Annotated in this window: 16 protein-coding genes and 4 pseudogenes; 14 read left to right on the forward strand and 6 right to left on the reverse strand. The window is 70.6% G+C overall.

All coding sequences use genetic code 11. The features are described 5' to 3' along the window. Window positions 1–45: 45 nt before the first annotated feature. The 3 genes from F8R89_RS35925 (at window position 46) to F8R89_RS35935 (ending at window position 3,056) form a co-directional block, all read left to right on the forward strand. On the forward strand, window positions 46–1,179 hold the full coding sequence (locus tag F8R89_RS35925; RefSeq protein WP_225994604.1) for a serine hydrolase domain-containing protein: 1,134 nt from the start codon (window positions 46–48) through the stop codon (window positions 1,177–1,179). 138 nt (window positions 1,180–1,317) lie between these two features. Beyond that, window positions 1,318–2,100: an MEDS domain-containing protein gene (locus tag F8R89_RS35930; RefSeq protein ID WP_151787935.1), complete on the forward strand. Its 783-nt coding sequence runs from the start codon at window positions 1,318–1,320 to the stop codon at window positions 2,098–2,100. Continuing rightward, window positions 2,097–3,056: a sensor histidine kinase gene (locus F8R89_RS35935; RefSeq protein ID WP_151787936.1), complete on the forward strand. Its 960-nt coding sequence runs from the start codon at window positions 2,097–2,099 to the stop codon at window positions 3,054–3,056. The genes F8R89_RS35930 and F8R89_RS35935 overlap by 4 nt, the downstream gene beginning before the upstream one ends. 556 nt (window positions 3,057–3,612) lie before the next feature. Here the strand turns inward: F8R89_RS35935 and F8R89_RS35945 are convergent. After that, the gene (locus tag F8R89_RS35945; RefSeq protein ID WP_225994605.1) at window positions 3,613–4,971 is read right to left on the reverse strand and encodes a PP2C family protein-serine/threonine phosphatase; all 1,359 of its coding nucleotides are present in this window, start codon (window positions 4,969–4,971) and stop codon (window positions 3,613–3,615) included. A gap of 201 nt (window positions 4,972–5,172) precedes the next feature. Continuing rightward, a complete protein-coding gene (locus tag F8R89_RS35950) occupies window positions 5,173–5,484 on the reverse strand; it encodes a hypothetical protein (RefSeq protein WP_151782132.1) in 312 nt (103 codons plus the stop codon). 96 nt (window positions 5,485–5,580) lie between these two features. Between F8R89_RS35950 and F8R89_RS35955 the strand changes: the two genes are divergently transcribed. Both F8R89_RS35955 and F8R89_RS35960 read left to right on the forward strand, forming a co-directional pair. Then, on the forward strand, window positions 5,581–6,516 hold the full coding sequence (locus tag F8R89_RS35955; protein WP_151787937.1) for an SDR family NAD(P)-dependent oxidoreductase: 936 nt from the start codon (window positions 5,581–5,583) through the stop codon (window positions 6,514–6,516). A 61-nt stretch (window positions 6,517–6,577) separates the two neighbouring features. Continuing rightward, window positions 6,578–7,234, forward strand: a complete 657-nt coding sequence (locus tag F8R89_RS35960; protein ID WP_151782151.1) for a TetR/AcrR family transcriptional regulator — start codon at window positions 6,578–6,580, stop codon at window positions 7,232–7,234. A gap of 71 nt (window positions 7,235–7,305) precedes the next feature. On the opposite strand, the gene F8R89_RS35965 is transcribed toward F8R89_RS35960, so the two are convergent. Both F8R89_RS35965 and F8R89_RS35970 read right to left on the reverse strand, forming a co-directional pair. Further along, complete coding sequence (locus F8R89_RS35965; protein WP_151787938.1) at window positions 7,306–8,481, reverse strand: PP2C family protein-serine/threonine phosphatase; 1,176 nt, start codon at window positions 8,479–8,481, stop codon at window positions 7,306–7,308. Continuing rightward, a complete protein-coding gene (locus F8R89_RS35970; RefSeq protein WP_151782131.1) occupies window positions 8,478–10,055 on the reverse strand; it encodes a sensor histidine kinase in 1,578 nt (525 codons plus the stop codon). The genes F8R89_RS35965 and F8R89_RS35970 overlap by 4 nt, the downstream gene beginning before the upstream one ends. A gap of 125 nt (window positions 10,056–10,180) precedes the next feature. Here F8R89_RS35970 and F8R89_RS35975 point away from each other — a divergent pair, with 125 nt between their 5' ends. The 4 genes from F8R89_RS35975 (at window position 10,181) to F8R89_RS35990 (ending at window position 12,521) form a co-directional block, all read left to right on the forward strand. Then, window positions 10,181–10,543, forward strand: a complete 363-nt coding sequence (locus F8R89_RS35975) for a hypothetical protein (RefSeq protein WP_225994267.1) — start codon at window positions 10,181–10,183, stop codon at window positions 10,541–10,543. Between the two features lie 3 nt (window positions 10,544–10,546). Then, window positions 10,547–10,981 carry a response regulator gene (locus F8R89_RS35980; RefSeq protein ID WP_151782130.1) on the forward strand — a complete coding sequence of 145 codons (435 nt, stop codon included), beginning with the start codon at window positions 10,547–10,549 and terminating at the stop codon, window positions 10,979–10,981. A gap of 209 nt (window positions 10,982–11,190) precedes the next feature. After that, a complete protein-coding gene (locus F8R89_RS35985) occupies window positions 11,191–11,775 on the forward strand; it encodes a sigma-70 family RNA polymerase sigma factor (RefSeq protein ID WP_086866565.1) in 585 nt (194 codons plus the stop codon). Then, window positions 11,772–12,521, forward strand: coding sequence for an anti-sigma factor domain-containing protein (locus F8R89_RS35990; RefSeq protein WP_151782129.1), 750 nt, complete (start codon window positions 11,772–11,774; stop codon window positions 12,519–12,521). Before F8R89_RS35985 ends, F8R89_RS35990 begins: the two co-directional genes overlap by 4 nt. Before the next feature lie 253 nt (window positions 12,522–12,774). Here F8R89_RS35990 and F8R89_RS35995 read toward each other — a convergent pair whose 3' ends face one another. Together F8R89_RS35995 and F8R89_RS36000 are read right to left on the reverse strand one after the other, a co-directional pair. Continuing rightward, window positions 12,775–13,425 carry a fasciclin domain-containing protein gene (locus tag F8R89_RS35995; protein ID WP_151782128.1) on the reverse strand — a complete coding sequence of 217 codons (651 nt, stop codon included), beginning with the start codon at window positions 13,423–13,425 and terminating at the stop codon, window positions 12,775–12,777. 101 nt (window positions 13,426–13,526) lie between these two features. Beyond that, entirely contained in the window at window positions 13,527–15,158 is a 1,632-nt protein-coding gene (locus F8R89_RS36000) for a sulfite oxidase (RefSeq protein WP_151782127.1), read from the reverse strand. Window positions 15,159–16,158: 1,000 nt separating this feature from the next. Between F8R89_RS36000 and F8R89_RS36005 the strand changes: the two genes are divergently transcribed. The 5 genes and pseudogenes from F8R89_RS36005 to F8R89_RS36025 all read left to right on the forward strand — a co-directional run bounded on the left by F8R89_RS36005 (window position 16,159) and on the right by F8R89_RS36025 (window position 20,643). Further along, entirely contained in the window at window positions 16,159–17,886 is a 1,728-nt protein-coding gene (locus F8R89_RS36005) for an ATP-binding protein (RefSeq protein ID WP_151782126.1), read from the forward strand. A gap of 121 nt (window positions 17,887–18,007) precedes the next feature. Further along, window positions 18,008–18,426: pseudogene (locus F8R89_RS36010) on the forward strand (roadblock/LC7 domain-containing protein). Continuing rightward, window positions 18,423–18,778: pseudogene (locus F8R89_RS36015) on the forward strand (DUF742 domain-containing protein). The pseudogenes F8R89_RS36010 and F8R89_RS36015 overlap by 4 nt, the downstream one beginning before the upstream one ends. Next, window positions 18,759–19,380, forward strand: a pseudogene (locus F8R89_RS36020) (GTP-binding protein). Before F8R89_RS36015 ends, F8R89_RS36020 begins: the two co-directional pseudogenes overlap by 20 nt. Beyond that, window positions 19,377–20,643: pseudogene (locus F8R89_RS36025) on the forward strand (cytochrome P450). The pseudogenes F8R89_RS36020 and F8R89_RS36025 overlap by 4 nt, the downstream one beginning before the upstream one ends. The last annotated feature ends 55 nt before the right edge of the window (window positions 20,644–20,698 follow it).

Below are 20,698 nucleotides of genomic sequence, written 5' to 3' on the forward strand. Positions count from 1 at the left end.
ATCGGGACCGTATCGCTTCTCGGGCCGGGCACCACGGCCGAAGCCATGGGCTCCGGCGGCGGGGACGCGCGGGCGCGGCTGCAGCGGGACGCGGACGCGGTACGGGACACGGGAGCCACCGGGCTGACGGTGCTCGCCCGGGACGGGTCCGGGCGCGAGACGCAGGTCAGGTCGGGCACCGCGAGCCTGAAGGACGGGGGCCGGGTGCCCTTGGACGCCTACTACCGCATCGGCAGCGACACCAAGACCTTCACGGCCGTGACCACGCTCCAGCTCGTCGGCGAGGGCACGCTGAGCCTGGACGACACCGTCGAGCGGTGGCTGCCCGGGGTGGTCGCCGGCAACGGCAACGACGGCAGCCGCATCACCTTGCGCAACCTGCTCCAGCACACCAGCGGCCTGGCCGACTACACGGACATCGCCTTCGAGGACCCGGCGGAGCTGACGCCCGAGCGCTTCCACGCACAGCGGTTCCGCTCACAGACCCCCGAGGAGCAGGTGGCCGTGGCGATGGGTCGCGCCCCCAGCTGGCTGCCGGACGCGGACGATCCGGGTGCCGAGACGCGGTGGGCGTACTCCAACACCAACTACGTGGTGCTCGGGATGATCATCGAGAAGGCCACCGGCAACCCCTGGCCGCAGGAGGTGCACGACCGGATCATCGAACCCCTGGGGCTGCGCCACACGCTGATACCGGACACCTCGCCGTACGTGCCGATGCCGACGGCCGTGGGATACACACAGTTCCCCGGCCGGAACGACCTCACCGACACCACGCTGGCCGTGGGCGGCGGCGCGGACGGCGGCATCATCAGCACCACTCGCGACATGAACACCTTCCTGCGCGCCCTCTTGAGCGGCCGGCTGCTGCCGCCGGAGCAGCTGCGGCAGATGCGTACCACCGTCCCGGCGCCCGGCTACACCACCGACGGCAGGGCGCGGTACGGCCTCGGCCTCGCCTGGCGCCCGGCCCAGGGCTGCGCAAGTGGGATCTGGTACCACGGCGGTACGTCCTTCGGCACCGTCTCCGAGACCGCGGTCACGCCCGACGGCCGGGTGTCGGCCGCGGCCGCCGTCTTCACCACGCGCTTCGGTGACGAGAAGCGCTTCCTCGAGCAGGCGGATGCCGCGGTCCGCCTGTTGGACCGGGCGGTGTGCGGCGACCGGAAGCCCGGGTGACCAGAGGAGCACACCCGTAGAGGACACCGTGAGGCACGCTCTGATGGTGCGGCTCCAAGTGATCGGCCATGGCCCGATCGGCTTGGTGATGGGCGCGTTCGGAACATTAAGGTGGGAGGCGAGGCGAGGGAGGAAGCCGTGAGAGCGACCCGCGCGGTGGAGACGCTGGATGAGGTCGATGCAGGTGACCATGTGTGTCAGCTTCTGGACGTCACGGACGATGTGATGGTCCGAAGCCGGGCCTTCGTCGCGGACGGGGCCCTCTTCGGCGACAAGGTGCTGATCGTCTCGCCCTCCGCACAGGTCACGGCTGATGCCGTTGCCCTGGTACTCGATCCGAGGCGGCTCGAGGAACCCCTTCTCGCGGTGGTGCGCCGGGAGGCGGCCAGCGCCGAGAGCGAGGGATACCGGTCCCTGCGGGTGCTGCACCACGTGACCGGTGAGGCAGCCGGCGGTGGTGCTGAGCGGTTGCTGCGCAGTGAGCTGGAACTGGAGGAGTTCGCCGCCGACAGTGGCGCGTCCGTGGTCTGCGCCTATCAGCGGGGCAACTGGGACGCCGCCCTCCTGGACAAGCTCAGATGTGTGCACCCCCACCACCTGGGCAGCCGACCGATATCGCCCTCGTTTCAGCTCTACAGGGCGGGAAAGGGCGGCTGGACGGTGAGGGGGATCGTCGACACCGAGGGTGCTGTGGCCTTCGGAGCCATCCTGGTCACGCTACTGCGGCAGACGACCACGGTGCGGCTGCTGTGCCAGACCCTGGACTTCTTCGACGCAGCAGGCATGAGCGCCCTCGCCGACGCCGCTCGAGCACTGCCCGATCGCAAGATCGTGCTGGAGGGAACCAATGAGACCGTACGACTGGCCTGGGACCTCTCCGGCTTCGCAGACCCTTCCATCCCCGTGGTGATGACGCCATGACCTCCTCCGAGACCCACACCACGCCGTCACCGTCCGGGGAGGGTTACAGGCACGAGCTGTACCCCTACCAGGGAAGCGACGAGTTCCTCCAGGGCACCTTGGGCTTCATCCAGGAGGCCCGCGACGGTGGAGAGGCCGTCGTCGTCGCCGTCCCGGAAGAGAAGGCGGCCCTCCTGCGCGCGGAGATGCCCGAGGACGACGCGGTCCGCTACGTCGAGACCAGCGCGGTGGCGCACCATCCGGGCCGGCTCATCGGGGCCTGGCAGGGATGGATCAAGGCGCACAGCGACGAGGGCCGACCGGTGCGCGGGATCGGCGAATCTCCCTGGGGCGCGGTGCGAAGTCCCGCGGAGGCGGAAGAGCTGCGCTACCACGAGTGGCTGCTGAACAAGGCGTTCTCGGCCGGTCCGGCGTGGTGGCTGCTGTGCCCGTACGACATCGCGGGCGAAGGGGCTGAGCTGGACCGGATGTCTCGCTGCCACCCCACCATCCGCACGGCCGGCCGCAGCGAAACGAGCGAGACCTACGACCTGCGGGCACCCTTCGACTTCAGCCCGCTCAGTCATCCCTGCTCCCCCTACGAGGAGTTCGCCTACAGCAGAGGTGACCTCCCCGCGCTCAGGGAGAAGATCGCCTCCTGCGCGGACCAGCTCGGGCTGGAAGGTGCCCGCCTGCGCGAGCTGCATCTGGCGGCGACCGAAATCGCCGCCAACAGCATCCGGCACGGCGGCGGGCAGGGCGTGTTGCGGATGTGGAGCCAGGAACAGCGCCTGGTGTGCGAGTTCCGCGACGCCGGGTACATCGCCGACCCACTCATGGGCCGTTCACGGCCCACCCGGACCCAGGTGGGCGGGCGGGGCCTCTGGCTCGCGCACCAACTGTGCGATCTGGTCGAGATCCGTTCGACTCCTGACGAAGGAACGACGATCCGCCTGCACACCGGAGTGACGGACTGAGGTGCGAGGATGGCGCCGCCGGTGCCTGACATGACCGCGGGTTCCGGCACCGGCGGGGATGCCGGGCTCGGCGGGGCACAGCCGTGCCGTTGACCGACGCGCACCGACGCGCTCGAGTCGTTGCTGCCGGCGTCGTATTGAAACCATTCGTGCCGCCGCCCGAGGCCGGCGCCCGATTCTCCTCAGCGAACGGGCGTATCCGATGTGCACCCCATCTACAACTCCGTGCGTTCACACCGTTGACGGTCCGTCACATCTCCCTGACTTCACGACAGCGGCGCGACGATCCCGGCCCTCATCGCCGGCCGGCTGACCTCGACCTTGTCGCTGCCACAGATCTCGCTCGGTTACGGCGCACTGGCGCTGGCCTCCGCCTTGTTCACCGTCCTGGGCGCACGCGATTCGCACGCGCCAGCCGGGGCCGGGCACGGGACGCTCGCGAACACCGAGAATTCTGGGAGCCGTCCGATGGGCCGACGCGGTGCTGACCACCAGTGACCGGGACGAGGTGACTGCCCGTCAGTCAGGTGCCGGGAGGCCTTCGTGCCCTGCCTGCTCACACCGGCGGCTGTGGGGGAGTGGTGCTGACCGGAATGCGCAGGGCGAGGATGGCCATGTCGTCCTGGCCGTCGCTCGGGTGATGATCGGCCAGGACCTGCACGAGTTCGTGCAGTGGCCGGGAGGCGTGGGTGGCGGCGAGGTCGGCGAGCGCGGTGAGGCCCACGTCGATGGAATGGGCGGGATGCTCGATGAGTCCGTCGGTGAAGAAGAGGAGGATCGATCCCGCGGGCAGGGAGCGCGTGTGGTCGGGGCGGTGCTCGCCGGTGCTCACCCCGAGCGGCAGGCCGGGCTCGGCGTGCAGGTACTCCGTGCTCAGGTCAGGGCTGATCAGCAGGGGCGGGAAGTGCCCGGCGGTGCTCCAGCGCAGGACCCATCCGTCGGTGCCGGCTTCGACGCGGGCCAGGCACGCGGTGGTGACCGGCACGTCCGCGGTGGCGTGCAGGGTGCGGTCCAGCTGGGCGAGGATCGCGCTGGGCGGCGTAAGGCGGTCGTACAGCAGCGCCCGGAGCATGCTGTGGGTCTGCGCCATGGCGGCTGCCGCGTACAGGTCATGGCCGCCGACGTCACCGATCATGATGCCGACCGTGCCGTCGGGCAGCACCATGGCGTCGTACCAGTCCCCGCCGAGCCGGTTGGGCTCGGCGGCCGGCCGGTAGACGGTGGCGGCGGTGAAGGGGCTCAGATCGGGCAGCGTGGGCAGCAGCAGACGCTGGAAGGCCTCCGCGCTGTCACGGACCTGCCCGAACAGGCGGGCGTTCTCGATCGCGATACCGGCGGCGCCGGCGAGGGCGACCACCACGTCCTCGTCATCAGGGCCGAAAGGGCGGCCGTCGAGACGTTCGGACAGGTAGAGGTCGCCGTAGATTTCGCCGCGGACACTGATCGCCACCCCCAGCAGCGTGCGCATGGGCGGATGACCGGGCGGGAAGCCGGCGGAGGAGGGATGGGAGGGGATGTCGTCGACACGGAGTGGTTCGGGATTGTGGATCAGATGGCCGAGCACACCACGACCATGGGGGAACGCCACCCCGCCCAGATCGGCGCGTTCCTTCTCACTCAGCCCCGCCGTGATGAAGGCCTTGAGGTACTCGCCGGACTCGTGCAGGACACCCAGGGCGCCGTAGCGGGCGCCGACCAGATCCATGGCCGTGGTGACGATGCGCTGCAACACGGCCGAGAGATCCAGTTCCCCGCTGATCGCCAGTACGGCGCCCAGCAGGCCCTGCAGCCGGTCCTTGGCATCGGCCAGAGCCCGCAACTGCGCACCGATCTCGTCCAGCTCCGAATCCAGCTGCAGCCGCAGGTCAGGAACCCTCGGCTGGCCGGTCTGCCCGGGCTGGTCCTGGTCACTCAACGCGCGTGCCTCTGGATCTTGTGATGTGCAGTCGGGTCCACCTGCGCCGAGCCGCCTACGGAAGGGAGGCGACCACCGCGCAGGATTGCCCCATTTCACACTTTCGCAAACGGGTCCTGTGCTTGGCCGGCAAGTGCGGTGCCAGGCGCTGCGTCGGCCGGCGGCACCTGTGCAGCACCGCTTGCTTCCGTGTGGTCATCTCTACGCGGTCTGCGTGATCCAGGTCGCTGTCGGCGCGCGGATCTGCTCGATCTTCTTCCGGTACTCGGCAGTCACGCCAATGCATGGCGGGGAAGAGTTCGTCGGCCAGTCGGAGCATGTGAAGGGGCTGCGGGCCCAACCGGTGACGGTGAGGGCGTGACGGGCGATGCGGCAGGCCTGGCGCTGCTGGTCGAGCAGGTGGAGACCGGCGGCGTATATGGAGCCGAAGTGCTCGAAGTCCCACGTGAGGTGGGTGACCGTGCGTGGCAGCTCGCTCGAGGCGGCAGCGAGGAATACAGACTGTCTGAACACGCTGTATGGTTGATAGGGAAGATGACGTCGGACCGTCGAGTGCAGACCCGCCCCCCCGGCACCGTGACGACGGCCCCCACTAGGCAGGACACAGCTATGACGCCCATAACCACTCCCTTCGGGATGCGCGCGACCGCGGCCGAGGTGCTCGACGGAGTCGACCTGCGCGGGCGACGGATGATCGTCACCGGTGGGTCCTCCGGGCTCGGCCTCGAGACGGTCCGCGCGCTCGCCGGGGCCGGCGCCGAGGTGACGATCGCCACCCGGAACCCCGACGCGGCCAGGTCTCTCGTCGACGAGTTCCCCGGCACCCGGGCGGCCGCGCTCGAGCTCGGGGACCTGGATTCCGTCCGTGCCTTCTGCGAATCCTGGGAAGGGCCGCTCGACGGCCTCGTCGCGAACGCCGGCGTGATGATGCTCCCGACCCGCCAGGTCAGCGCCCAGGGCTGGGAGTTGCAACTCGCCACGAACTACCTCGGTCACTTCGCCCTGGCCGTCGGCCTGCACTCCGCCCTGAGGAGCGCGGAGAACGCCCGCGTCGTCGTGGTCAGCTCCGGCGCACAGCTGCGAGCCGGGTTCGACTTCGACGACCCGCAGTTCGAGGAGCGTCCCTACGACCCGTTCGTCGCCTACGCGCAGTCGAAGACCGCCGACGTGCTGCTGGCCGTCGGGATCAGCCGGCGGTGGGCCGGGGACGGCATCACCGCCAACGCCTGCGCTCCCGGCTGGATCCACACCAACCTCGCCCGTCACCTCGACGAGGCCACCCTGCGAGCGCTCGGCGCGCTGGACGAGGACGGCAACCTCGTCACCCCGGACTACTACAAGACCCCGGCGCAGGGCGCCGCCACGAGCACCCTGCTGGCCGCGTCCCCCCTCCTCGACGGCGTGACCGGCCGGTACTTCGAGGACAACCAGGAATCCGAGGTCGTCGACGGCGGGCCCGACGTGATGGCCGGTGTGGCGAAGTGGTCGGTGGACGCCGACGCAGCCGACCGGCTGTGGGACTACGCTCTGCCCGTGGTGCGCTGAACCCGCACTCCGCCGCACCCCGCGGAGCGCACACGCCCGAGGACGTACGAGAGAGATCTTGATGAGACCCGTCACACGACGCCAGGCCGACCACCACGCGGCACGCTCGGCCGCGACGGTGGCCCAGGTCATGTCCACCCTGCAGCGGCTCCTGGAGTCCGGCGAAGCCTTCTCCGAGATCAGCGTCCAGCGGATCCTGGAGGAGGCGGGCGTCTCCCGGGCCACGTTCTACGCGCACTTCCAGAGCAAGTCCGACGTACTGGTCAGGCTCACCGACGACCTGCGGGAGTCACTGCTCACGCACGCACAACAGTGGAATCCCGCCGCCGGGCCGGAGGCGCTCGCGCACTTCTTCGAAGACGTGATCAAGACGCACCGCCTCCATCAGAGCCTGATCACGGCGGTGCGCGAGGCCGCCGCCTACGACCCGACGGTGCACGACTTCTACACGGCCGACCTCGAGGGCTTCGAGGTGAACGCCCTGCGGTCCCTGCTCGCTGACCAGGCGGCCGGGCTCGCCCCGCCCGACCTCGACGCGGCCTCCGCCAGCCGCATCATCGTCTGGGGAGGCGCGCAGGCGATCGCCCACCACATCAGCGTCGACGATGGCAGCGGTGACGGCGCCTTCGCCCGCGAACTCGCCCGGATCTGGTGGCACGGCGCCTACCGACGCCCCGGAACCGACGGCGCCGCTGAGGCGGACGTGGCGGCCGACTAGCCGAGGACCGCCGTCCTCGCTCCCCGGCACCGGGTGGTGCCGCCGACGGGGGAGCGGCCCGTGGGCCGGCCTTATGCGAGATCCCAGTCCAGGCGGAGGATGGCGAGATCGTCCGTGTGCCGGTTGGCGTTGAGGGCGCGGGTCTCGACGATGAGCGCGTCGAGGTGGGCGCCGGGGTCCGCGGCGTGGAGCGTGTCGAGGATGCCGAGCAGGCCGTCGACTCCGAGCCGGGTGCCGGTGATGCCGGCGAAGCCTTCGATGAGGCCGTCCGTGTAGGCGAGCAGAGCTCCGCGCGGAGGGAGGGGGAAGGTCGTCGACGGCCACTTGCCCAGGCCGGGTGCGACACCGAGGGCGACTCCGTGGGCGGCGGTCACCTCACGGGCGCCGGCGCTGGTCAGCAGCAGCGGTTCATGGTGGCCGGCCAGGTGCAGGGTGCACGTGGCGGCGGTGGGGTCCAGGGTGATGAGGGTGCAGGTGGCGAACAGGTCCTGGCCGGTGCGCTCGGCGACATGTATGCGTTCCAGCAGATGAAGCAGATGCTGGTCGCGATGGCCGCCCAGGGTCAGCGCGCGCCAGGCGATGCGCAGGCACACTCCGAGGGCCGCGGCGTCCGGGCCGTGGCCGCTGACGTCGCCGATGATGGCGTGGACCTGGCCGTCGTCGGTCTGGACGACGTCCAGGAAGTCGCCTCCGAGCAGGGCCTGTGCCCGCCCCGGGTAGTAGCGGCTGGCGGTGCTGACGGTGGCGGAGGTGAGCAGGGGCTCGGGCAGCAGTCCGCGCTCCAGACGCGCGTTCTCCTCGGCGCGGAGCTGCCCGATCTGGAGGGCGGCGCTGGCCCGCTCGACATGCTTTCGCTGGACGGCGTAGCGCACCGCGCGCTGCATCAGGTCCGGCGCGACCTTGCCCTTGACGAGGTAGTCCTGGGCGCCCGCGGCGAGGGCCTCGACCCCGGCCCGGGGCTCGGCCAGGCCGGTCAGCACGATGATGGCGGCGGTGTGGGTCTCCGGCTGGAGCGCCTGGACGGTCTCCACGCCGGAGGCGTCGGGCAGGTGCAGGTCCAGCAGGACGCAGTCGACCGGCGTGCCGGCGAGCGTCACCCGGGCTTCGGCGGCCGAACGGCAGCGGATCAGGCTGTGTGGCAGATCGGTGTCGTAGAGGAGCTCCTCGACGAGAAGGGCGTCCCCGTCGTCGTCCTCCACGAGCAGGATGGTGTACTGCTCGGTACCGCCCGCGCTGTGGTCGCTCACGGCTGTGTCTCCCGCTCCGGCACGGTCGGAGCGTTCGTGGGGACGGGCAGGGTGAAGACGACCCGTGTCCCCGGCTGGTGGTCCGGGTCGATGGTGATCGTCCCGTCGTGGAACTCCACGATCTTCTTGCACATGGCCAGGCCGATGCCGGTGCCGGGATAGGCGTCCTTGGTGTGCAGCCGCTGGAAGAGGATGAAGACCTTCTGCTGGAACTCCGGCGCGATTCCGATGCCGTTGTCACTGACGGCGAACTCCCATACGCCGTCGACGACGGCGGCGCTGATGTGGATGCGCGGTGTCCGTTCGGGACTACGGAACTTGATGGCGTTCGAGAGCAGGTTCTGCCAGAGCATGGTGAGCTGGGTGGTGTCCCCGGCGATGGTGGGCAGCGGGTCGCTGGTGATCTCGGCGTCGCTCTCCTCGATGGCCACGCTGAGGTTGCCCAGGGCGTTGTCTAGCACGCTCTGCAGGTCCACGGTGCGGCGGTCGTTGTGCACACGGCCGACACGGGAGAACGCCAGCAGATCGTTGATGAGGACCTGCATGCGGTTGGCGCCGTCGACGGCGAAGTCGATGTACTGGTCGGCTCGTTCGTCCAGCTGGCCCCCGTAGCGCCGCTTCAGGAGCTGGGTGAAGCTGGACACCTTGCGCAGGGGTTCCTGCAGGTCGTGGGAGGCTACGTAGGCGAACTGCTCCAGCTCGGTGTTCGATCGCTTGAGGTCCGCCGCCTGTTCGTCCAGCAGCCTGCGGGACTCCTCGCTGGATGTGAGTTCCGCGACCAGGCGCCGACGCATCAGCTCCACGTCGGCCGACAGCCGGCGCAGGTCGGCCGGGCCCGCGCCGTCCAGGGAGCGGTCGAAGCGTCCTTGTGCGACGTCACGGGCCGACGCACCGAGCCGGGCGAGCGGAGCGGTGATGCCGCGGCGCAGGCCCTCGAAGATGAGCACGGTGACCAGGACGATGACGACGGCGATGCCGGTGAACATCCAGTTCCGTACGGTCATGGCCGTGCGCAGCTCGCGGCTGACCTCGGTGCGCCGGTCCTGGAGGTGGGCCTGCTGGCGCGTCATGGCGGTGCGCAGCCGGTCGAAGGTGGCCTTGCCCTCCGCCGTGCGCTTCTCGGCCGCCTCGACCACGTCGTTCGGAGCCGCTGTCGACACGGGGCGGGCTATGCGCTCATGCCAGGTACCGGCCAGCGCCTGCACCTCGGCCAGATCCTTGAGGCCCCCGTCGTCGCCTGCCAGCAGGGGTTTGAGCTCCGCGAGGGCGGAGCGCTCGTCCGCCACGCCTTGTCGGTAGGGTGCCAGGAAGTCCTTGCTGCCGGACAGTCCGTAGCCGCGGATACCGGTCTCCTGGTTGACCAGTGCTTCCTCCAGCCTGATCGAGGCGATCAGGGCAGGGGTGCGGCGATCGACCACCTCGTCGGTCAGTTGTGATGTGCGCCACATCGCCCAAACGCCCAGTGCCCCCAGAACGGTCAACACGGACAGGGTGACCGAGACGCCGACCCGCAGCCAGCGGCGGGTGGTCCAGGCGGACAGGGCACCCTCGGCGGGCGACGACCTTCTGCTCATCGCGGTTCGAATCTCTCCCTCAAGTAACGACTCGCGCCACGACATCTACACGCGACACGCACACTGTACCGGTGACATGACAACGGACGTTGTCCCGGGGGAGATCAAAGCCCTACGCTGCTGTCATGCCCAGATCTTCTTCCACCGCGGCCCCATCGGACGGGGCGACGACCGCGCTGGTGGCAAAGGTGGTCGACGAACTCACCCGCTGCATGGCGCAGCACAGCGGCGACCTCTCGGCCGACTTCGCCCGGACCGCCGGTGAGGCCCGCCAGGGCGCACTGGCGCGCCTGCGGGTCCTGGCCGGCGTCAAGGAATGCGTCCGGCACCTGGAGGACCAGGCAGCCCACGCCGCAGCCGCGCACGGCGCCGGCTACCCGGAGATCGGTCAGGCCGTGAACATGAGCCGGCAAGGAGCCCGGCGCCGCTGGCCGGGCCTGATCACCAGCAACACACCCCATCGCACCCCCCTACCCCGGAGCTCGTGAACCATGGCTGCCGCCGCCGCAACCCGCCCCTACGACGTGCTGTTGGTCGAGGACGACGCCGCCGACGCCCTGCTCATCCAGGACGCCCTCACCGAACGCGGAACCCGCAACATCACCCAGGTCTCCGACGGCATCGCGGCCCTGGAATTCCTGCGCGACCAGGGCAACGAGCGTCCCGATCTCATCGTGCTCGACCTCAACATGCCGCGGATGAACGGCCGCGAGTTCCTCGCGGTGGTGAAGGAGGACCCCGAACTGCGCACCATCCCCGTCGTGGTCCTGACCACCTCGGCCGCCCCTGACGACGTCACCGGCGCCTATCGCCACCACGCCAACGCCTACGTCACCAAGCCCGTCAACCTCGACGAGTTCGAAGCGGCGGTCCGCAGCATCGACTCCTTCTACCTCGACATCGCCGTGAAGCCCCCCAAGGCGTAACCGGCCGCGCGCCACCCGTTCGTGAGCCTCGGCCTGCTCGCGAACGGGTGCGTCAGCCGTGTGCATCCGCACCGGCCGCCCACGGGGTCGCGGCGAGCGCAGGACGCCCGGATCGCGCCGCCTTCGCACCCACGGGACCAATCCCCGGCTCGAGCAGCCTCGGATTACGTGGGGCCGTTCGGCCCTCACCGCCCCCTGGGAGAGCCATGGTGAAGGAACCCGTATACATCGGCAGCAATCCGACAGTTCAGCCCGATCTGCAACAGCTCGTCCACGAAGTGGCGCTGGGTGATCAGGAGGCCTTCGCCACGGTCTACGACGCCGTGGCCGGCTCCGTGCTCGGTGTCGCGCGAGCCGTGCTGCGCGATCAGGCCCAGTCGGAAGAGGTGGCGCAGGAGGTGCTGGTGGAGGTGTGGCGCACGGCCCCGCGTTACCGGCCCGAGCGGGGCACGGCCATCAACTGGATCCTCACCCTCGCCCACCGGCGGGCCGTGGACCGCGTCCGCTCGGTGGAGGCAGCGGCGGCTCGCGACACCAAGGCCGCGCTCCTCGCGCATCAGCCGGCCTACGACGAGGTGACCGAGCAGGTCGAGAACCGGCTGGAGCAAGAGCAGGTGAGGCGCTGTCTGCGCACCCTGACAGAGTTGCAACGCCAGTCGGTCACGCTCGCCTACTACCGCGGCCTGACCTATCGCGAGGTCGCCGAAGTGCTGTCCCTGCCGCTCGGCACGGTGAAGACCCGCCTGCGGGACGGGCTCATCCGCCTGCGCGACTGCCTGGGGGTGACCGCATGACCACCGCCGATCCGCACACGCTGACCGGCGCCTACGCCGTGCACGCGCTGCACGACGAGGAACGCGCCGCCTTCGAGAGCCATCTGGACGGGTGCGACGCCTGCCGGCAGGAGGTCGCCGAGTTCACCGCCACCACCGGACGCCTGGCCCGGACCACCACGGTGCGCACGCGCCCCGCCATGCGGGAGCAGGTCCTGCAACGCATCACCGGCGTGCGACAGGTCTCGCCCGAGACCGCGCCGCCGGAGCCCGCGGGCGGCGGCGTCCGGCGAGGACGGGGACCGGCCTGGTGGGCGCTCGCCGCCAGTGTGGCCGCTGCCGCCACCTTCGGCGGGGCGGCCGTGTGGCAGCACGAACGCGCCGAGGACGCTCAGCACCAGGCCGCACAGGCCGAGCGGCGCGCGGACGACCTGGCGGGAGTGCTGGCCGCGCCCGACGCCACGTCGCGTTCGGCGCGGGTGGGGGGCGGCGCGGGCACGCTGGTGGTCTCGGTCCGCCGGGACCGTGCCGTGTTCGTCAGCTCGGACATGCCCGCACCTCCGCGAGGCAAGGTGTACCAACTGTGGTTCTCGGACGGCGGGAAGATGCGTTCGGCCGGCCTGATGGATCCCGACCGCAGCAGCCAGACGGTCCTCATGCAGGGCGCGGTCCACGGGGCCTCGGAAGTCGGGATCACCGTGGAGCCGGCCGGTGGATCGAAGCAGCCGACGTCCGTGCCGGTCGCCCTGCTCGCTCTGCCGACGTGAGAGCGCCGCGTGGGAAGCCCGGCGACGCTGCGGGCTTCCCACGCGAACCGTCCGCGTTGTCGCGGTGCGGCGCAGTGGGCACACGGCCGGTGCCGGAGACCCGGGGGGCGTCGGCCGCGAGCGCGGAAGTGGCGTGGGGCACCCGCCCGGTCCCGTCCGGCGGGCGTCGGCGGATGCCCCGGTGGACGACGCGCCGCCCGGCCTGCCCGGTCAGTGGCACCGGGCAGGCCGGGCGGCGCGGCTCGCGGTGGCGTCAGCTCTTGGGCATGAGAACGGTGTCGATGATGTAGACCGTGGCATTGGCGGTCGTGACGTTCCCGCAGACGACCTTGGCGGATCCCTGGACGGTGTAGGACTCGCCCGAACCGGAGGTCATGACCTTCGACTTCTCCAGGGTGTCGAAGGAGCCGTTCTCCATGTCCTTCGGCGTGAGCTTCTGACCGACGACGTGATAGGTGAGGATCTTCGTCAGCATCGCCTTGTCGTTGAGGACCTTGTCGAGGGTGGCCTCAGGGATCTTCCCGAAGGCGTCGTTCGTCGGCGCGAACACGGTGATGCCCTGCGCGTTGTTGAGGGTGTCGACCAGGCCGGCCTTCTTCACCGCCGTCACGAGGGTGGACAGAGCGGGGTTGTGGGAGGCCGCCGTGGCGACGGGGTCCTTGGCCATGCCGTCGAAGGAGCCCGCCCCGTTCTTCGGGACCGCCGAACAGGCCGGACCGAACGGCTGGTCCATGGTGCTCGCCGTCGAGCCGCTCGACGCGTCGCTGTTCCTCGTGGCCGAAGCCTTCGCGCGGTCGGAGGAGTCGGCCTTGTCGCTGCTGCCGTCGGAGCAGGCGGCGAGAGCCAGGGGCAGCACGGCGGCCGCGGCGAGAAGACCGGTGGCACGGCGGATACGGGTGTTCATCATGTCCTCCTGTTGGACGGTGCAGCATGACAAGGCTGCGCTGGTGGTGGTGTGGACAGTGGTTCGAAAGAGGGCTCGCGGGCCCTGCGCGGGGCGGGCGGTCACTCCACGGTCACGACGACCGAGTGCCGGCCGCTCGCGCCGTCGGGGATCGTCCGGGTGCGCTCGGTGGTCTGCACGGCGCCGGTCCGGTCGGTGGCGCGTACGGTGAGTGTGTGGCCGCCTCTGGTGGCCTTCCAGGGCAGGGACCACTGGCGCCAGGTGTCGCGCGTGTCCTGGGCGGCCAGGTCGGCTTCCCGCCAGGGACCGTCGTCGACGCGGACCTCGACCCTGCCGATGCCACGCCCCTGGGCCCAGGCGACGCCGGCGATCATCACGGTGCCGGACGCGGGCCGGGCGAAGGGCTTGGGGGTGTCGATCCGCGACCCGGTCTTGACCGGGGCACGGCGGGCCCAGCCGCGCCGGACCCAGTAGGGGTCATAGGAGTCGAAGGTGGTGAGCTCGATGTCCTTGATCCACTTGCAGGCCGAGACGAAGCCGTACAGGCCGGGGACGACCATCCGGACCGGGAAGCCGTGTGCGAAGGGCAGCGGCTCGCCGTTCATGCCGAGGGCGAGCATGGCGTCCCGGCCGTCCATGACGTCCTCGACCGGAGTGCCGATCGTCATGCCGTCCACCGACCGGGACACCAACTGGTCCGCCGGCCCTCCCCGGGACGGAGGCTCTACCCCGCATTCGGCGAGGAGGTCGGCCAGTCGTACGCCGGTCCAGCGCGCGTTGCCCACATACGGGCCACCGACCTCGTTGGAGACGCAGGTGAGGGTGATGTCCCGCTCGATGAGGTCCCTGGCCAGCAGATCGTCGAAGGAGAAGCGGGCCGGGCGGCGTACGCCCCTGCCGTGGATACGCAACCGCCAGTCGCCGGTGTCCACTCGGGGCACCACCAGCGCGGTGTCCACCCGGTAGAAGGCCGAGTTGGAGGTGACGAAGGGACTGATGCCACGGACTCGCAGCCCGGTTCTCCCCGCGGCGGATCGCGCCGGTGATCCGGGAGTCGGCAGCACGACCGCGTCGCGCGAGGCGATGGCGTCCCGGCCGCGCGAGGAGTTCAGGGACCGCCCGATCGCCCCCACGGCAGTGGAGACCGCCGCCGCGGAAACGGCCCCGAGGACGAACCCCCGCCGGTCCCAGCCCGCGGACGGCGGCGGACTCGCCTCGGCTGCCGTCACCGCCGACGGTCGTGTGGTCGCTGACGACCGCGCCACCATGGTCAGGCGGCCCGCCAGCGCGTAAAGGAGCAGGGATCCGGCCGCAGCTCCCCCCACGGACGGGAGTGCGTCCGGGAGACCGGTGGAGTCGGGACGACCGACGGCGGCCGCCGCGCCGACGCCTCCGAGGAGGAGGATCCCGGCGGCCGAGACGCGACGAAAACGCACCGCCAGCGCACCCGAGGTCAGCGCCAGCGCCGTCAGGACGGCGAGGATGCCGACCTGCAGCACGAACTTGTCGTCCGTGCCGAATCGACGGACCGCCCAGTCCTTGACCGCAGCCGGCGTGGCGTCGATGGACGCGCTGCCCACCGCGACGATCGGGCCGGCCTGCGGCCGCGCCAGCCCTGCCAGCAGATCGGCCACCGCCAGCGCGGCGAAGCCGGCCAGCACGCCGCTGAGCGCACCCAGCGCAATACGGGGCCAAGGGGTTCGTACCCGCTGATCCTTCTCGTCGTCCCTCACGCCGGGAATCCGGTTCCGTTCGCCCCGCGGATTGGTCCCAGACCTGATCAGGTGAAAAAGAATCCAGGACCAATCAGCCCGGCGTTCCGCTACGGATTACCCGAAGGCGTCAGGAGAGGAGCGAGCGGCCCGTGGGCCTCAGCCGGAGCATCCGAGGTGCCTCCGTCTGCTCTCGCTCGATGCCTGCGGGCTCGGTGATCAGGGGACCGAGCGGCACCTGGCCCGTCTCGAGGAGAGCTGGGAGCAGGTCGTCCCGGATCCGTGCGATGCCGTCGTCTCGCCCCGAGGGGGAGGACCACACGGTGGCCGCGACGAACCGTTCGGGCGACGGTGCGCCGATCGGGGGTCCTTGCCACGGCGGAGACGGCGAGGCGGGCGTCCGCCGAGGAAGGGGTGAAGAAGAAGGGACGTCGTCCGAGTCGATCACGGCGTCGTTCGCCCGGAGGCGGTGCCTGGCCCGAAACAAGGCGTAGTGCGGCAAACGCCCTCCGGCGGGCCCGGCGAGTCGACCGGGTTCCGGCAGGGCGATCCACTGATCACCGAGGCGCTCCGGCCCGTCGCTCTCTCCGTGAGCCGGCGCCTGGGGCTGGTACGGTCTCCGGGGCCGCTTCGCCGAGACTGTGCTGATTCACGGCGGTTTCCTTGAGTCAACCGGGACAGATAGTTGGCTCAAAATGTTCATTTGCCACGCCGTATCTGGCCCCGACTCGGTCTCGGTCGCGCTCTTCGGCGCCGACTCATTGCCTGAAGTCCGCCTCACGGCCGTCGAGATGAGGCGACGTCAAATATCACACGCGCACGTGACAATGGATGTTTCCCGACGAATTCAACCGGTGCGACGGCAGGGCACTCAGGCCGGGCTTTCAGGCACGGCTCGGTGGCTAGCATGGCGGCGTTCCCGACCCGGAAGGGTCACGAGTAGCGCCCACCGCCGCCCTGATCAAGGGCGACCTCCAGTCGTCACCAGGACTCCTGCCGCCAAGGACCGAGGGACCCCGGAATGTCAGTGCCTGCCCGCCCCCGCCAGCGCCGGAGTGCCAAAGGGGCGCGCTCCTCGCCGGCCGTGTTCCCTGTCGCCCTCCTCGTCACTGCCGTGAGCGCCGCGGCCGTCATCGTCGTCGCCCCGGCCGAGGCCCGCGGCTGGGTGACCGGCACCGCGGTCGTCGCCTGGGTGTGCTCGGCGCTTCTCGCCGCCGTCGCCACCCGTCTGCTGCGCATGGCCCGCCGGGAAGCCGAATCCCGCAGCGACGAGCTGGAGATGGCCCGCAAGCACGCGATGCAGCAGGCCGCGGACACCTCGCAGTTGGTCAACGTCGCCCTGCCGGGCCTCGTGCGTCAGGTGAAGGGCGGGACCCGGACCGCCGATGCCCTCGCTCGCGTCACGCCGCCGTCCGATCCGCACCTGCGCCAGGTGCTGGATGTCTTCGCCACCGAGCTCGACGCGCTGGTCCGCAGAGCCGGCCACGCCGAGTCCGAACTGGACACCCTGCGCGGCGAACTGGCCCAGGGCAGCGCCGAACTCGAGCGACTGACCGCCGAGACGCTGCCCTCCGCCGTCGCGTTGCTGCGCGAGGGAAGCTCCGCGGACACCGTCCTGGCCAAGTTCGACTGGCCGCGCAGTCCGCTGCTGCGCGACCCCGCCGAGTGGTTCGTGCGTGAACTCGCCTACAGCGAGCGCCGTTCGGCCGCCGCCCAGGCGGCGTCCGCCAAGGCTCTGAGCCGGGTGCAGGCCAAGACCGTCAGCATGCTCGCCGACCTGCGCGACATGCAGGAGCGGCACGGCGAGGAGGTCTTCGGCGACCTGCTGCGCCTGGACCACAGCACGTCGCAGCTGGGCCTGATGACCGACCGGCTGGCCCTTCTGATGGGCGGCCGTTCCAGCCGCGTCTGGAACAAGCCGATCGTGGTCGAGAGCGTACTGCGCGGCGCGGTCGGCCGGATCGCCGCCTACCGGCGAGTGCGCCTGCACAACTCCAGCAAGGCCGCCATCTCGGGCTTCGCCGCCGAGGGCGTGATGCACCTGCTGGCCGAACTCATGGACAACGCTGCCAACTTCTCGCCGCCCATCGACGAGGTCCACGTCTACGTGGAGGAACGCAGCGCCGGACTCGTCGTCACGATCGAGGACAGCGGCCTGAAGATGTCCGACGCCGCCATGCATCGCGCGGAGGAGGCTGTCGCGGGCCGGGTGACCGACCTGGCCTCGCTGCAGGGCACCCGGCTGGGACTGGCGGTCGTGGGACGGGTCGCCACGAAGTACGGCATCAGCGTCAACTACCGCCCCTCCTCGCGCGGCGGAACCGGCGTCGTCGTCCTCCTGCCGCCTCAACTGATGGCCCAGCAGCGCGAGCCCGTCGCCCCGGCGAGTCCCCGCCGCAGTCGGGAAGCCGCAGCCTCCGCGCCGGTCCCCGCGCCCGGACCGGCCCCGGCCACGGAGAAGCCGCTGCCGGTGCGCTCGCGCGCAGCCGACACGGACACCCCCGCCACCGGCCCACGTGGGCGCGGACCGGCCACTGCGGGGGGCCTGCCCGTGCGTGCCCCGGGCCGCACCATGGCCGAGGCAGAGCGGGGACGCCCCCGGCCGACAGCCGAAACGTCCCCCGCCCAGCCGGGGGAGCAGGGCCCGGCTCGCGACGCGGGAAGCCGCTTCGGCGCCTTCCATCGCGGCCGGCACGGCGCCGGGGAAGCCGGCGCCGATGACCCGCAGGAGGCCCCGCGCGACGAGTAGGCCGCGCACCCCAGCCCACCGGGCGCCCTCGCCCACCACTCCCGTACTGATCGCCCCACCTCGTTGGATTGGAGGTACGGGCCGGGTGACCCGCGAACGGTCGCACCCCGCCCCACCCACCATGGAGACCACTGACACCAGCCTGAGCTGGCTCCTGACGAACCTCATGGAGCGCACGCCGGGCACACGCCACGCCCTCGTCCTGTCCCGGACGGGCTGAAGCTGTGCTGGACGGAGCACATGACGCTCGACCAGGCCGACCAACTGGCCGCCATCTGTTCCGGAATCCAGGCGCTGTCCCAAGGCGCCTCGGTGGAGTTCGGCGACGGCACCGGCGGCGTGCGGCACGCCATGACCGAGTTCCACGGCGGCCTGCTGTTCATCGTGGAGGCCGGTGACGGCGCCCACCTGGCGGTCATCGCCGACGAGAGCGCCGACCCGGGCGTGGTGGGCCACCAGATGACCGAACTGGTCCAGCAGATCGGCGACCACCTGCGGGCCGAGCCCCGTACTCCCGCCAGCAGGGGTGCCACCACGTGATCCGCAAACCCGTGGACGTCGGTGATCCCGACCGGCTCTACATGGTCACGGGTGGGCGCAGCGAGGCCGACGACTTCTTCGACCTGGTGACGCTGGTCGTCAGCGAGAGCGAGCCGGCCTCCGGGATGCAGTCCGAGCACGCCCGCATCCTGGAGATGTGCCGGCATCCCACGGCCGTGGTCGAGATCTCGGCCGAACTGGCGTGCCCGTCACCGTGGTGCGGATCCTGCTCGGCGACCTGCACGACATGGGCAAGGTCAGCGCCCGCCATCCCCGCGCCGCCGAATCCGTCGCCGGCCTCCCCGAAACCGCCCTGCTCCAGGAGGTCCTCCATGGGCTCCGTAACCTCTGAGCTGCCTTCGCAGCGCACGCCGCTGGCCGATGCCGCCGAGACCGGCCTGAAGATCGTCGTCGTAGGCGGTTTTGGTGTCGGGAAGACCACCATGGTGCGCTCCGTCAGCGAGATCCGGGCCCTGAACACCGAGGAGGTGATGACGCAGGCCGGGTACGGCATCGACGAGACCAAAGGGTGGAGAAACAGAAACACCACGACCGTGGCCTTCGACTTCGGGCGCATCAGCCTCAGCCAGCGCATGGTGTTGTACCTCTTCGGCGCCCCCGGCCAGGAGCGCTTCTGGTTCCTGTGGGACCGCCTGTTCTCCGGCACGCTGGGCGCCGTGGTGCTGGTCGACACCCGCCGCATGGAGGACTCCTGGTGCGATACGACGACCGGCTCGAGCACCACGGCACGCCGTTCGTGGTGGCCGTCAACCGCTTCGACGGCGACGACGCCCGCTTCTCCCTCGAAGAGAATCCGAGAGGCGCTCGCCCTGGGCGAGCACGTACCGATGGTCGACTGCGACGGCCCGGCTCAGATCGTCCTGCAAAGAGGTCCTCATCACCCTGGTGAACCATCTGTACGCGCTGGCACTTTCGCAGGAGAGCACAGCATGAGCGACACCGACGGCCCCGCTCCCGGGGCCACTCCTCCGCCCGGCTGTCCGGCCCACTCCTCGGCCGTGCACCTGGGCGGCCTGGAGTACCAGCAGACGCCCGCCCAGCTGTACCGCGCCCTGCGGCGCGAACACGGCGCCGTCGCGCCGGTGCTGCTCGACAACGACATCCCGCGCTGGCTCGTGCTCGGCTATCCCGAGGTCACCTTCGTCACGAGCCACGACGAACTGTTCGCGCGGGACTCCAGGCGCTGGAACCAGTGGCCGAACATCCCGCCGGACTGGCCCCTGATGCCCTTCGTCGGCTACCAGCCCTCCGTCCTGTTCACCGAGGGTGCCGAACACCAGCGCCGCGCCGGGGTGATCACCCAGGCACTGGAGGGCGTCGACCAGTTCGAACTGGCCCGCGAATGCCAGTCTGATCGCCGAGCAGCTCATCGCCGGCTTCTCCGGCAGGGGCCACGCCGAGCTGATGAGCACGTACGCCCACGCGCTGCCGGCCCGCGCCGTACTGTGGATGTGCGGTATGACGCAGGGCAGCGCGGACACCGAGCAACTCGTCGAGGATCTTCGCATCTCACTCGACGCCGGTGAGGGCGAAGACCCCGTGGCCGCCTACGGACGTGTCGGTGCGCGCATCATGCAGCTCGTGAAGAGAAGCGGGAGCAGCCCGGCCCCGACGTCACCTCGCGGATGCTGCTGCATCCGGCCGGGCTCACCGATGAGGAGATCGTCCAGGGACCTGATCTCCGTCATCGCCGCCGCGCAGCAGCCCACCGCCAACTGGATCTGCAACACCCTGCGTCTGCTGCTCACCGACGAGCGCTTCGCGGTCAACGTCTCCGGCGGCCGGGTCAGCGTCGGCGACGCCCTCAACGAGGTGCTGTGGCTGGACACACCCACCCAGAACTTCATCGGCCGCTGGGCCGTGCGCGACACACAGCTGGGGGGCCGGCTCATCCGCGAGGGCGACTGCCTCGTGCTGGGCCTCGCCGCGGCCAACACCGACCCGCAGATCTGGCCGGACTCCCACGTCGGCGCCGAGAACTCCGCCCACCTGTCCTTCAGCAACGGCGAACACCGCTGTCCCTACCCCGCCCCACTCCTCGCGGACGTGATGGCGCGGACGGCCGTCGAGACGCTCATGGAGCATCTGCCCGACCTGGTGCTGGGCGTCGAACCGGAGGAGCTGGCCTGGCGCCCGTCCATCTGGATGCGGGGACTGCAGTCCCTGCCCGTGGAGTTCACCCCGGCAGCACACTGAGCGGGCCGCCGCTCAGCCGTCCGGTCCCGTGCCTGCGAGATCGCGGGCACCGGCA

It is taken from the genome of Streptomyces sp. SS1-1 (assembly GCF_008973465.1).
Lineage (GTDB): Bacteria > Actinomycetota > Actinomycetes > Streptomycetales > Streptomycetaceae > Streptomyces.